General features: G+C 68.6%; 14 protein-coding genes. 3 read left to right on the forward strand and 11 right to left on the reverse strand.

The annotated features are described in order from the left end of the window. Positions 1-36 precede the first annotated feature (36 nt). Positions 37-1,404, reverse strand: a complete 1,368-nt coding sequence (gene dnaB / locus AP234_RS15415) for a replicative DNA helicase (protein WP_235558185.1) — start codon at positions 1,402-1,404, stop codon at positions 37-39. A gap of 305 nt (positions 1,405-1,709) precedes the next feature. Between dnaB and AP234_RS15420 the strand changes: the two genes are divergently transcribed. Beyond that, positions 1,710-3,059 carry an MATE family efflux transporter gene (locus AP234_RS15420; protein ID WP_055480335.1) on the forward strand — a complete coding sequence of 450 codons (1,350 nt, stop codon included), beginning with the start codon at positions 1,710-1,712 and terminating at the stop codon, positions 3,057-3,059. A gap of 49 nt (positions 3,060-3,108) precedes the next feature. On the opposite strand, the gene AP234_RS15425 is transcribed toward AP234_RS15420, so the two are convergent. The 7 genes from AP234_RS15425 to rpsF form a co-directional block, all read right to left on the reverse strand. Beyond that, positions 3,109-3,846 (reverse strand): amino acid ABC transporter ATP-binding protein, encoded by a 738-nt coding sequence (locus AP234_RS15425; RefSeq protein WP_055480336.1) that lies wholly within the window; start codon positions 3,844-3,846, stop codon positions 3,109-3,111. After that, a complete protein-coding gene (locus tag AP234_RS15430) occupies positions 3,843-4,730 on the reverse strand; it encodes an amino acid ABC transporter permease (RefSeq protein WP_235558186.1) in 888 nt (295 codons plus the stop codon). Before AP234_RS15430 ends, AP234_RS15425 begins: the two co-directional genes overlap by 4 nt. Further along, a complete protein-coding gene (locus tag AP234_RS15435; RefSeq protein WP_083502132.1) occupies positions 4,727-5,674 on the reverse strand; it encodes an ABC transporter substrate-binding protein in 948 nt (315 codons plus the stop codon). Before AP234_RS15435 ends, AP234_RS15430 begins: the two co-directional genes overlap by 4 nt. A gap of 328 nt (positions 5,675-6,002) precedes the next feature. Beyond that, on the reverse strand, positions 6,003-6,449 hold the full coding sequence (rplI, locus tag AP234_RS15440) for a 50S ribosomal protein L9 (protein ID WP_055480337.1): 447 nt from the start codon (positions 6,447-6,449) through the stop codon (positions 6,003-6,005). Positions 6,450-6,466: 17 nt separating this feature from the next. Further along, positions 6,467-6,703, reverse strand: a complete 237-nt coding sequence (gene rpsR / locus AP234_RS15445; protein WP_055480338.1) for a 30S ribosomal protein S18 — start codon at positions 6,701-6,703, stop codon at positions 6,467-6,469. An 84-nt stretch (positions 6,704-6,787) separates the two neighbouring features. Continuing rightward, on the reverse strand, positions 6,788-7,330 hold the full coding sequence (locus tag AP234_RS15450; RefSeq protein WP_055480339.1) for a single-stranded DNA-binding protein: 543 nt from the start codon (positions 7,328-7,330) through the stop codon (positions 6,788-6,790). 94 nt (positions 7,331-7,424) lie between these two features. Continuing rightward, positions 7,425-7,715, reverse strand: a complete 291-nt coding sequence (rpsF, locus tag AP234_RS15455) for a 30S ribosomal protein S6 (protein ID WP_055480340.1) — start codon at positions 7,713-7,715, stop codon at positions 7,425-7,427. Positions 7,716-7,917: 202 nt separating this feature from the next. On the opposite strand from rpsF, the gene AP234_RS15460 reads away from it, so the two are divergent. Next, a complete protein-coding gene (locus AP234_RS15460; RefSeq protein WP_055480341.1) occupies positions 7,918-8,235 on the forward strand; it encodes a hypothetical protein in 318 nt (105 codons plus the stop codon). 43 nt (positions 8,236-8,278) lie between these two features. Here the strand turns inward: AP234_RS15460 and AP234_RS37660 are convergent, their stop codons facing one another. Next, positions 8,279-8,455 carry a hypothetical protein gene (locus tag AP234_RS37660; RefSeq protein ID WP_162842202.1) on the reverse strand — a complete coding sequence of 59 codons (177 nt, stop codon included), beginning with the start codon at positions 8,453-8,455 and terminating at the stop codon, positions 8,279-8,281. Between the two features lie 247 nt (positions 8,456-8,702). Here AP234_RS37660 and AP234_RS15465 point away from each other — a divergent pair, with 247 nt between their 5' ends. Further along, on the forward strand, positions 8,703-9,491 hold the full coding sequence (locus tag AP234_RS15465; RefSeq protein ID WP_235558187.1) for a deoxyribonuclease IV: 789 nt from the start codon (positions 8,703-8,705) through the stop codon (positions 9,489-9,491). Between the two features lie 346 nt (positions 9,492-9,837). Here AP234_RS15465 and AP234_RS15470 read toward each other — a convergent pair whose 3' ends face one another. Together AP234_RS15470 and AP234_RS15475 are read right to left on the reverse strand one after the other, a co-directional pair. Next, entirely contained in the window at positions 9,838-11,046 is a 1,209-nt protein-coding gene (locus AP234_RS15470) for a glycosyltransferase 87 family protein (protein ID WP_055480343.1), read from the reverse strand. A 126-nt stretch (positions 11,047-11,172) separates the two neighbouring features. Then, positions 11,173-12,522 carry a glycosyltransferase 87 family protein gene (locus AP234_RS15475; protein ID WP_055480344.1) on the reverse strand — a complete coding sequence of 450 codons (1,350 nt, stop codon included), beginning with the start codon at positions 12,520-12,522 and terminating at the stop codon, positions 11,173-11,175. Between the last annotated feature and the right edge of the window lie 37 nt (positions 12,523-12,559).

Raw genomic sequence — 12,559 nt, forward strand, 5'->3', positions numbered from 1 at the left:
TGCCCTGCCGTCCGGCGGACGTGTGCTGCCGACGGATCAGTGGGTGGCCATGTCCACGAACCGGCTGTAGTGGCCCTGGAAGGCGACCGTCACGGTCGCGGTGGGCCCGTTGCGGTGCTTGGCCACGATCAGGTCGGCCTCACCCGCCCGGGGCGACTCGCGCTCGTACGCGTCCTCCCGGTGCAGCAGGATGACCATGTCCGCATCTTGCTCAATTGACCCAGATTCCCGCAAATCCGACACCTGCGGGCGTTTGTCGGTGCGCTGCTCGGGACCACGGTTGAGCTGGGAGATCGCGATGACCGGGACCTCCAGCTCCTTGGCCAGCAGCTTGAGCGCACGGGAGATCTCGGAGACCTCCTGCTGGCGGCTCTCGGTCTTCTTGGGCGAGCTCATGAGCTGCAGATAGTCGACGATCACGAATCGGAGGTCGTGGCGCTGCTTGAGACGGCGGCACTTCGCCCGGATCTCCATCATCGACATGTTCGGGGAGTCGTCGATGAACAGCGGCGCGTCGGCCACCTCGCCCATCCGCCGGGCCAGCCGGGTCCAGTCGTCGTCGTTCATCAGACCTGACCGCATGGTGTGCAGCGCCACCCGCGCCTCGGCCGACAGCAGTCGCATGGTGATCTCGTTACGCGACATCTCCAGCGAGAAGATGACGGTCGCCAGTCCATTCTTAATCGCGGCAGACCGGGCGAAATCCAGACCTAGCGTGCTTTTTCCGATGGCGGGCCTGGCGGCCACGACGATCATCTGGCCGGGGTGGAGACCGTTGGTCAGCGCGTCGAGGTCCTGAAAGCCGGTCGGGACCCCGACCATCTGGCCGCCGCGGCTGCCGATCGCCTCGATCTCGTCGAGGGCCCCCGGCATGATCTCCGAAAGCGGGAGGTAGTCCTCGGAGGTACGCCGCTCGGTCACCTTGTAGATCTCGGCCTGCGCCCGGTCGACGAGATCGTCGACCTCCTCGCCCTGCCCGCCGTACCCGTAGGAGACGATCCGCGTGCCGGCCTCGATCAGCCGCCGCAGGATGGCCTGCTCCCGGACGATCTTCGCGTAGTAGCCGGCGTTGGCGGCCGTCGGAACGGTGGCGGTCAGCGTGTGGAGGTAGGCGCCACCGCCCACCCGGGCGACCTCGCCGCGCCGCTGCAGCTCGTTGAACACGGTGACCGAGTCGGCGGGCTCGCCCCTGCCGTAGAGGTCGATGATCGCGTCGAAGATGATCTGATGGGCGGGGCGGTAGAAGTCGTCCGCGCGCAGCACCTCGATCACGTCGGCGATGGCATCCTTGGACAGCAGCATGCCGCCCAGCACCGACTGCTCGGCCTCGATGTTGCTCGGTGGCGTCCGCTCGAACGTCGAGTCCGATTCCCCGGGCCCCCCCGGGAAGTCGATCACGCTCACCTCACACCCCCTGCCGGCCCACGTGCCGTACCCCGCCCGCCCACCGGTTCCGGCCCGGTCCGCCAGTCTCTCGGGCCACGCGGCCCACGGCAACCTCAGCTGTGGACAATGCTGTGGAAAAGATGTGCAGGTTCCGCCCTCTACGTGTGGGAACCTTGAGGACAGCCCTGTGGGCAAGACCGCGGCCGACCGCGAAATTCCGGCCCGACCTGGGCTTTCTCCATCCACCTCCTGTGGAGGAAAGAAAGTCGCCAAGACGGGCCGATACCGATCGAGCATGGCTCAGTAAGCCGCAAAATGGGTTCATGCCTCTTACCAACGAGCCGGCGGGGCTCGCTGCGGAACGGGATCGGCGAGGCCGCCGGGCCCACGACCGGGAGATCCTCAGGCTGGCCGTCCCGGCGTTCGGGGCACTTGTGGCGGAACCGCTGTTCCTGCTCACCGACTCCGTCATCGTCGGCCACCTTCCCGACCCTGCGCTAGGCGCGCTCGGCGTGGCCAGCGCGGCCCTGACCGCCCTGGTGGGCCTGTGCGTGTTCCTCGCGTACGCGACCACGGCGTCGGTCGCCCGGCAGGTGGGGGCGGGAGACATCCGACAGGCGATGCGCCAGGGCATCGACGGTCTGTGGCTGGCGGCCGTGATCGGCGTGGTCGTCAGTGCGGCGTGCTGGCCTCTTGCACCATTTATCGTACACCTGTTCGGTGCTACAGGGGAGCTCGCCGCGCAGGCCGTCACCTATCTGCGCGTCAGCCTCCTCGGCATTCCGGCCATGCTGCTCGTGCTGGCGGGCACCGGCGTGCTGCGCGGCATGCAGGACACCCGGACCCCGCTGGTCGTGTCCGTGGCCTCGTTCACGCTGAACGGCCTGCTCAACCTCTGGTTCGTCTTCGGGCTCGGCTGGGGCATCGCGGGCGCCGCGTGGGGAACTGTGGTCGCGCAGACCCTGGCCGCGGCGATCTATCTGGTGATGGTCGTACGGGCCGCTCGCCGGCACGGCGCCGCGCTGCGGCCGGACCTCGCCGGCGTCAAGACCGCGGGCGCCGCCGGGTTCGCCCTGGTCATCCGTACGGCCTGCCTGCAGGCGGTGCTCCTCGTGGCGACGTCGATCGCCACGAGGATGGGCGAGGACCAGATCGGGGCGCACACCATCGCCCTCCGGATCTGGACGTTCCTCGCGTTCGCCCTCGACGCGATCGCGATCGCGGGTCAGGCGATCACGGGGCGGACGCTGGGCGCCGGGGACGTGGCCGCCACCCGGGCCGCGACCGAGCGCATGGTGCGGTGGGGCGTGGCCTGCGGCGTGGTGTTCTGCGGCGCCGTGCTGCTGGTCCGACCGCTCCTCCCGGGTCTGTTCGACGCCGACGCGGGGGTCACCGCGCACCTGCTGGCCGTGCTGTGGCCGGTGGCGCTCTTCCAGCCGGTCGCCGGCGTCGTATTCGTGCTCGACGGGGTGCTCATCGGCGCGGGCGACCAGCGCTACCTGGCCTGGGCCGGCCTGTGGGCCACCCTCGCCTACCTGCCGTTCGCCGCGCTGGCGGGGGTGGCCGGCAGCATGGTCGCGCTCTGGCTCGCGCTCGGCGCGTGGATGGTCGCCCGGATGATCACGCTGGGGGCACGTGCGTACGGCACGGCCTGGCTGGTCACCGGGGCGTGACCCCGCTCTTCCCCCGATGTCGGCGGCGGACGTCGCCGACATGCTCTCTTCAGAGCCGCCCGAGGACCTGCTGGAGGAAATCCCGGGTGCGGGGTTGCTCCGGCGCCGTGAAGATCTGCTCCGGCGAGCCGCGCTCCAGCAGCACCCCGCCGTCGAGGAAGCAGACCGTGTCGGCGATGTCGCGGGCGAACGCCATCTCGTGCGTGGCCAGGATCATCGTCATCCCGGTCTCCTTGAGCTCGCGGATGATGCCGAGGACCTCGGTGACCAGCGCCGGGTCGAGCGCGGAGGTGACCTCGTCGAGCAGCAGCAGCCGCGGCCGGGTGGCGATGGCCCGGATGATGGCCACCCGCTGCTGCTGGCCGCCGGACAGGCGGTCCGGATACTCCCCGGCCCGGTCGGCCAGCCCGAACCGCTCGAGCAGTTGCCTGGCCCGCTCCTCGGCCTCCGCCGGAGCCGTACCATGCACCTTGCGCGGCGCCAGCGTGATGTTGTCGAGCACGGTCATGTGCGGGAAGAGGTTGTAGGACTGGAAGACCATGCCGATCCGCTTGCGCACCTCGTCGGGGTCCACCCGGGGATCGGTGATCTCCCTGCCGTCGAGGTGGATCGCGCCGTCATCGACGGTCTCCAGCAGGTTGACGCAGCGCAGCAGCGTCGATTTGCCCGAGCCCGACGCGCCGATCAGACAGACGACCTCGTGCGGGGCGACGTCCAGGTCGATGCCGCGCAGCACGCTCTGCCCGTGGTAGTGCTTCCAGACGCCCTCGATCTTCAGCAGGCTCATGCCCGTCCACCTCCTCCCATCTGGCGGCGTGCCGTACGGGCCGCCAGGTGGTCGGTGAACCGCGCCATCGGCACGGTCAGCGCGATGAACAGCAGCGCCGCGGCCAGATAGGGGGTGTAGTTGAAGCTCCAGGCGGCGTGGATCTGGGCCTGGCGCAGCGCCTCCAGCGGGCCGAGCACGGCCACGAGCGCGCTGTCCTTCTGCAGTGAGGCGAAGTCGTTGAGCAGCGGCGGGACCACCCGGCGGACGGCCTGCGGCAGCACCACATGGCGCATGGTCTGGCCATGGGTGAGCGCCAGCGAACGGGCGGCGGCCCGCTGGCTGGGATGGATCGAGTCGATCCCGGAACGGAACACCTCGGCGACGTATGCCCCGTACGACAGGACGAGAGCGATGATGCCGAGCGTGACCGGGTCGTCCGGCGCGCCCTGAAGCTGGAGTGCCGGGACGCCGAAGCCGACCAGGTAGACCAGCAGGATGGTGGGGATGCCGCGGAAGATGTCGGTGTAGAGCACGGCCAGCGCGCGCAGCGGGAAGAACACCGGCGAGCGCAGGCCGCGTACGAGCGCCACGGTCAGCCCCAGCACCAGGACGAACACCTCGGCGATCAGGAAGATCTTGATGTTCAGGCCGAACCCGCGCAGCACGTCGGGAAACGCCTCGACGAATGCGGCGGGGCTGAAGAACGTCTCGCGGACCCGCGGCCACCCCGGTGAGGCGGTGACGGCCATGACCACCGTGACGGCGACGAGCAGGGTGGAGGCCGTGGCGACCGAGATCGACCGCCTGGACCTGCGGCGCAGCTCGGCCTCACGGCGGATCTGCCGCTCGCTCTTCACCCACGGCGCGGCGGAACTCACCCCTGGCCGGGTTCCGTCGGTCAACTCAGCTCCGGCGCGCCGGCGGCCGCGGTCAGCCACCGGCTCTCGATTTCGGCCAGCTCGCCGGACGCCTTGAGCTCGCCGATCGCCTCGTCCACGCAGCCGACGAGGCCGTTGCCCTTCTGGAAGAGCAGGCCGAACTCCTCGGGGGCGTCCGACTGCGCCGCGAACTGTCCCACGATCTTCGAACCCTCCACCTGGGCGGCGGTGACGTAGAAGGCGGTGGGCAGGTCCACGACGATGGCGTCGATCTGCTTGTTCTTCAGCGCGTTGATCGCGTCGATCTGCTGGTTGTAGACGCTGGGCTCGATGCCTGGCTCGATCACCTGCTGGACCGCCCGCAGCGCGGTGGTGCCCGCCTGGACTCCGATCTTGGCGCCCTTGAGGTCGGCCAGGCCGGAGGCGCCGGCGAACTGGGAGTCGCCCAGGGCGACCACACCCTGCTTGACCGTGTAATAGCCCTGGCTGAAGTCGACGGCCTTCTCGCGTTCGGGGGTGATGGAGATCTGGTTGATGTCGAAGTCGAACTTCTTGGGTCCGGGTGCGAACGAGGAGTCGAAGGGGACGACGGTCCAGACGACCTCGTCCTTGGTGAAGCCCATCTTCTGGGCGATCGCGTACGCCACCGCGCTCTCGAAGCCCTGGCCGTTGGCGGGGTCGTCGTCCTTGAACCACGGCTCATAGGCCGGCTTGTCGGTGCCGATGGTCAGCTTGCCGGGAGTGACGAGCGTGAGGGCGTCCTTGGCGCAGCTCGCCGCCGCGCTCGCGCCGTCACCGGAGGATCGCACGCCGGTGGATTCGGAGGCCGGCGCGCAGGCGACGGCGGCCAGCGTGATGACGCCGAGCGCCAGGCACACGGGGGAGCAGCGCAGCGAGGAGCGGCGCACGGAGGTGCGGCGCGCGGAGGTGCGGCGCGCGAGAGAACGGCGCACGGGGGAACGGCGCATTACAGCCTCCATCAGCACTGTCTTCCACGGAATCCGTAAATTCGGCTGGGAAGATAGTAGCCGTTTCAGCAATATCCACCTCCATTAGGGGCAAACCCCCCCAAACCTCCATGGTGGTGATCTTGCGAAAGCTCACACCTGGCAGCCCTGACCTGGAGCGCGACCATTCGTGATCTTGCAGAAACTCGCACAGGACTCTCCTCACCTGGCAGGACACCATCCGTGATCTTGCACTCGGTCGACCGGAAATACCGAAAGCCCCTCACCGAAGATCGGTGAGGGGCCCGGTGGCGATCAGATCGTGTTCACGAACACGTCCGAGAGAAGATCAGCCGGCGAGGACCTCGACGTCGAGGTTGGCGACGACCTCCGGGTGCAGCCGGACGCTGACGCGGTGGGTGCCAACGCTCTTGATCGCGTTGTCGATCACGATGCGGCGCCGGTCGAGCTGCGGGCCGCCGGCGGCCTTGACCGCATCGGCGATGTCACCCGTGGTGACCGAGCCGAACAGCCGGCCCGCCTCGCCCGCGCGCGTCCTGAGCCTGACCTTGAGCCCGCCGAGCTGGCCGGCGACCTCCTTGGCCGAGCCCAGGTCACGGATCTCGCGAGCGGCACGCGCCTTCTTCATCGAGGCGATCTGCGACTCGGCGCCCCGGGTCCAGCGGATGGCGAATCCACGGGGGACCAGGTAGTTGCGGCCGTAGCCGTCCTTAACCTCGACCACGTCGCCGGGAGCCCCGAGGCCGGAGACCTCAGTGGTGAGAATCAGCTTCATTTCCTGGGTCTCCCTTCTCAGCGCGCCGTGCTCGTGTACGGCAACAGGGCCATCTCACGGGCGTTCTTGATGGCGGTGGCCACGTCGCGCTGGTGCTGGGTGCAGTTGCCCGTCACCCGGCGGGCACGGATCTTGCCGCGGTCGGAGATGAACTTCCGAAGCAGCGCCGTGTCCTTGTAGTCGACGTGGGAGATCTTGTCATGGCAGAAGAGGCAAACCTTCTTCTTCGGCTTGCGCACTGCCGGCTTGGCCATCGTGGTGCTCCTTTCAGAGCCCCGCATCACGCGGGAATGGTCGCTCGGATTATCTGGATGTACTGGAGGCGAGAAGGGCGGGGATCAGAAGGGTGGTTCGTCGCTGAAGTCGCCGCCGAAGCCGCCACCGCCGCCGCCCTGAGGAGCGCCGAAGCCACCACCGCCGCCACCGCCACCGCCCTGGCCGTAGCCCTGCGGAGCGGGGGTCGCGGTGGCCCAGGGGTCGTTCGCCGGGCCGCCACCGAAGCCGCCGCCCTGGCGGGAGGTCTTGTTGACCTTCGCCGTGGCGTTGCGCAGCGACGGGCCGACCTCGTCGACCTCGACCTCGTAGACCGTGCGCTTCTCGCCTTCCTTGGTCTCGTACGACCGTTGACGCAGCCGTCCCTGCACGATGACCCGCATGCCGCGCTGCAGCGTCTCGGCGACGTTCTCCGCCGCCTGCCGCCACACGTTGCAGGTGAGGAACAGCCCCTCGCCGTCCTTCCACTCGTTGGTCTGCCTGTCGAGGTACCGCGGAGTGGATGCGATGCGGAACCGGGCCACGGCTTGCCCCGTCGGGGTGAAGCGCAGCTCGGGGTCGTCGACAAGGTTGCCGACGATGGTGATCTGGGTATCGCCTGCTGCCATCGGTCGCTATAGCCTTCCTATCCCGTGCGCTGAGCCGTCAAGGGCCCAGCGTACGGCCACCGCCCGACAAACGTGCCGGGCTCGGCGGCGCCGGTCAGTGGAGCTCGGGCCGCATGACCTTCGTGCGGAGGATGCCCTCGTTCAGGTTCAGCTGGCGGTCCAGCTCCTTCACGGTGGCGGGCTCGGCGGTCAGGTCGACGACTGCGTAGATGCCCTCGGACTTCTTGGCGATGTCGTAGGCCAGCCGGCGGCGTCCCCACACGTCGACCTTCTCCACGGTGCCGCCGTCGTTGCGTACGACGGCCAGGAACTGGTCGAGCGAGGGCTGCACGGTGCGCTCATCGAGGGACGGGTCGAGGATGACCATCATCTCGTAACGACGCATGCTGAATCCAACCTCCTCTGGACTCTTGCGGTCACGACGCCTTGCCGTGACAGGAGGATCCGTCGCGCGGGGCGGGCGGCTCGTGTTTCCCGTCGCCCATACCACGCGCAGTCGGTCAAGGCTACCAGCCCCTTGGCCGTACGCCGTCCTGCGCCCACACTGGTAGGTGAGCCGTACCGAAAGGTAAGAGGGGGTGTCTCAAATGAGACAGGTCACCCGCCCTGCCCGGCGGCCGTACCCGCGTTTGACTCTCAACACGGACGGCGCGCGGCATCCGCTGACGAACTTCCTGGCGGTCGCCACGCTCATCCTGGGCATCGCGGCCTTCGTCACCGGATTCATCGTGGACAGCCACGTCTTCGCGTCCTGGGCGGGCGTGATCGGGTTCTGGGGCGGCTTCTACGCGCAGTACATCTCGGTGACCACGGCCCAGCGATGCCTCATCATCGCGGGCATCGTGATGTCGTTCGTGGGGATGGCACTGGGGATCGCGCACGGCGGTTTCGTTCCGGGCATCTGACTCGGGAACGGGACCGCCGGGCCCGTCAGCCGCCGACGACCCGTCAGCCGCCGACGTGCAGATCCACGCCGAGAAGGATCAGGAACCACAGGAAGATCGCCAGCAGGGCCTGTGCGACCTGCTTGAGCAGGGTCGGAGTGAGGTAGTGATGGACCCACGCGACGTAGACGCCGACCACGAGGTAGATGAGTAACAGAAAGCTGCTCAGCCGATATCTCACGCTCGTCTCCTTAGTATCATCGGCGTATCCGCCGGCACGGAGCGGGTGAGCAGGCGACTGCCCTCATGTGCCTTAGTGAAACGTTCGCGAGACCGCCCGGCGTCCGAAGGGAATCCGATCCGGCGGACCGGTCAGGGCAGCGGCGCGCCTCCAGTCGAGAACCACGAGTCCAACACCTTCGATACCTTCGGTCGAGCGCCACCGGTCGGACACCCGCAGGCGAACCTCCAATATGAACGGGGAAGAAGTGACGACGTCACAGCGATCACAGCGCATCGGCGCCCATGTCGACTCCGACGACCCGCTGGCCCACGCGGCCGCCAGGAACGCCGACGTCGTGCAGTTCTTCCTCGGCGACCCGCAGGGGTGGAAGGGCCCGGTCGTCCCGGCCTCCGCCGCCGCGCTGCGCGACTCGGACGTGGACGTCTACATCCACGCGCCGTACGTGATCAACGTCGCGACGGCCAACAACCGGATCAGGATCCCCAGCCGCAAGCTTCTCGACGGCCACCTGAAGGCCGCCGCCTCCATCGGCGCGAAGGGGCTGATCGTCCACGGCGGGCACGTCAACGCGGGCGACGATCCGCAGGTCGGATTCGACAACTGGCGCAAGGTCTTCGAGCGCATCGAGTGCGAGATCCCCGTGCTGATCGAGAACACGGCGGGCGGCGGCAACGCCATGGCGCGCAAGCTCGACCGCATCGCCCGGCTCTGGGACGCGGCGACGTCGGGGGCCTCCGACCCCTCGGTCGTCGGCTTCTGCCTCGACACCTGCCACTTCCACGCGGGCGGCGAGGATCTCATCGGGCTGGTCGACCGGGTGAAGGCGATCACCGGGCGGATCGACCTCATCCACTGCAACGACTCCAGGGACGCCTTCGACTCCGGCGCCGACCGTCACGCCAACATCGGGGCCGGCCAGATCGACCCCGAGCACATCCTCGAGGTCTGCCGGGCGGCCGAGGCACCGATCGTGGTCGAGACGCCGTTCGAGGGCCAGGCCGACGACATCGCCTTCCTCCGCAAGAACCTCTGACCCGCCCCCGCCCCCGCCCCCGCCCCCGCGCGTGATCTTGCAGTTTCTCGCAGGTCTCACCCCTGACCTGCGAGAATCAATTCCGTGATCTTGCAGTTTCTTGCAGACGTACCGTCCGACCCGGGTCTATATGGTCGCTGATCTTGCGGTGGCCAGTACAAGATCACCAACGATGTTTTCGCTGATCAGCAGGCATGCCTGCGAGAAACTACAAGATCAGAAACGAGAAGTGCCCGGTCCCGGACTCGCGCGCGAGCAATCGCAAGATCACGACTGGGGGTGTGGTGGGGTGGGAGGTGGGGGGTCTTGTCCACAGGGTGTGGATAAAGTTCGTGGATTGCGGGGCTCACGGAGTGGGTAAGGGTTCGGCCATCTCCCGCTCGGTGACAGCCGCCCTGGGCCGGCGGGTGCCGCGCCACAGCTGGATGAACGACACGATCGCCGCGGCGAGGAGCACCAGATTGCGGGCGACCAGCACGAGGGTCCCCGGCAGGTTGCCGTGCCAGCTGTAGTCCTCCTCCACCCAGGGATACATGATCCCCGTGAGCAGCGCCGCGGCCAGCACGAGCCAGGCGGTCGGCCGCTGGCTCGCCCCCTGCCGCCCCGTCGGCACCGCCAGCACGACCGCTGCGATCCCGATCACCCAGACGAGGTACTGCGGCGACAGGACCCTGCTGGTCAGCACGAGGAACAGTACGGCCGTCAGCGCCGCGTCGTAGAACGTCCTGGCGGTCGGGGCCGCCCGCAGCCACCACACCGCGAGCAGCGCCAGCGCCACCGGGGTCGCGACCAGGCTCACCCGCTCCGCCGTCTCGACGCCCCGCCCCACGAGCTCCATCGCGCCGTGCTGATAGGTGGTGAAACCGTCCCACCAGCCCAGCGCCCGGGCCAGCGCGAACGGCGTCGCCGCCAGCGACTCGACCTGCAGCCCGCGCTCCTGCTGCGCGGTCAGGAAGTCGAGCGCGTGCGGCATCGCCAGCACGGCGACGCCGCACCCCGCCACAGAGATCGCGAGCGTCGCCCCGGATGCGGTCAGCAGCTCCCGCCAGCGCCGCAGCCCGGCGAGCAGCGCGACCGGCCACGCCTTGATGATGAGCCCGACCCCGATCAAAGCGCCTCGTACGGCCGGATCCGCCGACGCCGTCAGCGCCATGACCGCGACGAGCGTGACCATCAGGTCATATCTGGAGATCAGCAGCGGTCCGAGCAGCGCGGCCCCGACGGTCCAGGCCCAAAGACCCGTCCTCTTGCTCCCGTGGCGTACGGAGAACCGCCACACCAGCAGCAGGATGCCCAGGTCGCACAGGATGGCGAGCAGATGGAAGCCGATCCGGTAACCGAACGGGAGCAGGTGGGGGGCGAGCATCGGCAGCGCGGCGAACGGCGGGTACTGCCACTTCTCATCCCCCGCCGGGAACTCCCCGCCCAGCAGGACCCGCGACCAGTCATGGTAGAGCCTGACGTCGTTGGCGAACGACGTCTCGTGGCCGACCGGGATGACCTGCGTCGCGGCGAGGAACAGCACCGTCCGGGTGAGCGCCCACACGCCCAGCACCGACCACGGAATCCCGCGTGACCGGCCCCTCGACCATCCCTCTGAAAGCCCGCGTGAAAGCCCGTTTCGCACCAGCGATCTCGCCCCCGGCGTCCCGTTCCCGCCGCGGCGGGGATTTCCCTCAGGCTACCGGGAATCCGGTGAAAGATTCATATCGGCGGGCGCCGTGGTCCGCCTCAGGGAGCACAGGGTGAACCGGTCTTCCGCGCCGTCGAACACGCCGCCGGACGGGTCGTCCGCGTCGGACTTCCGTACGGCGTCGCGCTCCGGCCTGAGGATGTCCCGCACCACGAGCGCCATCAGCACGACGATGGTGATCGCCCTCGCCCACACCGCGAGGAAGTACGGCGTGTCGCCGATGCCCTGGTCGGCGAACTCGGGCATCCGCCCGGTGAGGTAGAGCCAGATCGAGAAGAAGTACCAGCACTCGGCGATCTGCCAGGCGGCCAGCGCCCCCCACTTCGGCCTGGCCAGCACGGCGAACGGCACCAGCCACAGCACATACTGCGGCGACCACACCTTGTTCGTGATCATGAAGGCGGCGAGCGCGAGGAAGCACAGCTGGGCCAGGCGCGGACGGCGCGGCGCGGCCACGGCGAGCACGGCCACCCCCAGCAGCAGTACGGCCAGCGCGGCCATGGCCATCGTGTTCAGCTTCTCGGCGTCGGCGAGGACCCCCCACTGCTTGGTCTGGAAGAAGAACCACAGACCGCCCCAGTCGGCGCCGCGCTCGCTGCTGAAGGAGTAGAACCTCTTCCAGCCCTCGAAGTTGATCAACATGACCGGGACGTTCACCAGCGACCACGTGGCCGCGGCCGCCACCACCGTTTTCACGAACGGCTGCCACTTCGCCGTACGGACCGTGAGCAGGAACAATGCGCCGAAGAACATCAGCGGATAGAACTTCGTCGCCACCGCCAGCGCCAGCAGCACTCCGGCGAGATAGTGGCGCCGCCTGGCCCAGGCCAGCAGGCCGCCGAGCGCAAGCGCACCGGCCGCCAGGTCCCAGTTGATGTACGCGGTGAGGATGACGGCCGGACTGACGGCGTACCAAAGGACGTCCCAGGGGCGTACCGACCCGGCCAGCGCCGCCATGAGCAGCACCCCTGCGACCAGCGAGAGGCCCATGAGCAGCACGGTCACGTCGTAGAACCGCACCCCGTCGCCGCCGGCGAGCCGCCGAGCGAACTCCATGATCGCCCCGATGCCGACCGGATATTCCACCGGATAGTCGACGTAGGGGATCTTTCCCTCGTTGAGGTGCTCTGCCCAGAACAGCGGATAGATGTCCGTGTAGCAGTAATGGGTGAACTGCCCGGCTCCGCCGTTCCAGACGCCGCCGAACCGGCAGGGCCACTTCCACAGGTACGCGAGCACGGCGCCGAGCCCTGCGAGAAGCCCGAGAGGCAGGTACGGCACCGCCCGCGCGGCGAGTCCGGGCAGCGGGCCGGAGGGGGGCGAGGTCCGGGTCGTCATGGTCGGTATTGCACCATCAATGACCGTCACTTGGCGA

This window comes from Sphaerimonospora mesophila, from assembly GCF_001417795.1.
Classification (GTDB): domain Bacteria; phylum Actinomycetota; class Actinomycetes; order Streptosporangiales; family Streptosporangiaceae; genus Sphaerimonospora; species Sphaerimonospora mesophila.

Bases quoted from the DNA above. Each gene is read 5' to 3' on its own strand.
- AP234_RS15420 (WP_055480335.1), top strand. From the start codon at position 1,710: ATGCCTCTTACCAACGAGCCGGCGGGGCTCGCTGCGGAACGGGATCGG.
- AP234_RS15425 (WP_055480336.1), bottom strand. From the start codon at position 3,846: ATGAGCCTGCTGAAGATCGAGGGCGTCTGGAAGCACTACCACGGGCAG.
- AP234_RS15435 (WP_083502132.1), bottom strand. From the start codon at position 5,674: ATGCGCCGTTCCCCCGTGCGCCGTTCTCTCGCGCGCCGCACCTCCGCG.
- rplI (WP_055480337.1), bottom strand. From the start codon at position 6,449: ATGAAGCTGATTCTCACCACTGAGGTCTCCGGCCTCGGGGCTCCCGGC.
- rpsR (WP_055480338.1), bottom strand. From the start codon at position 6,703: ATGGCCAAGCCGGCAGTGCGCAAGCCGAAGAAGAAGGTTTGCCTCTTC.
- AP234_RS15450 (WP_055480339.1), bottom strand. From the start codon at position 7,330: ATGGCAGCAGGCGATACCCAGATCACCATCGTCGGCAACCTTGTCGAC.
- rpsF (WP_055480340.1), bottom strand. From the start codon at position 7,715: ATGCGTCGTTACGAGATGATGGTCATCCTCGACCCGTCCCTCGATGAG.
- AP234_RS15460 (WP_055480341.1), top strand. From the start codon at position 7,918: ATGAGACAGGTCACCCGCCCTGCCCGGCGGCCGTACCCGCGTTTGACT.
- AP234_RS15475 (WP_055480344.1), bottom strand. From the start codon at position 12,522: ATGACGACCCGGACCTCGCCCCCCTCCGGCCCGCTGCCCGGACTCGCC.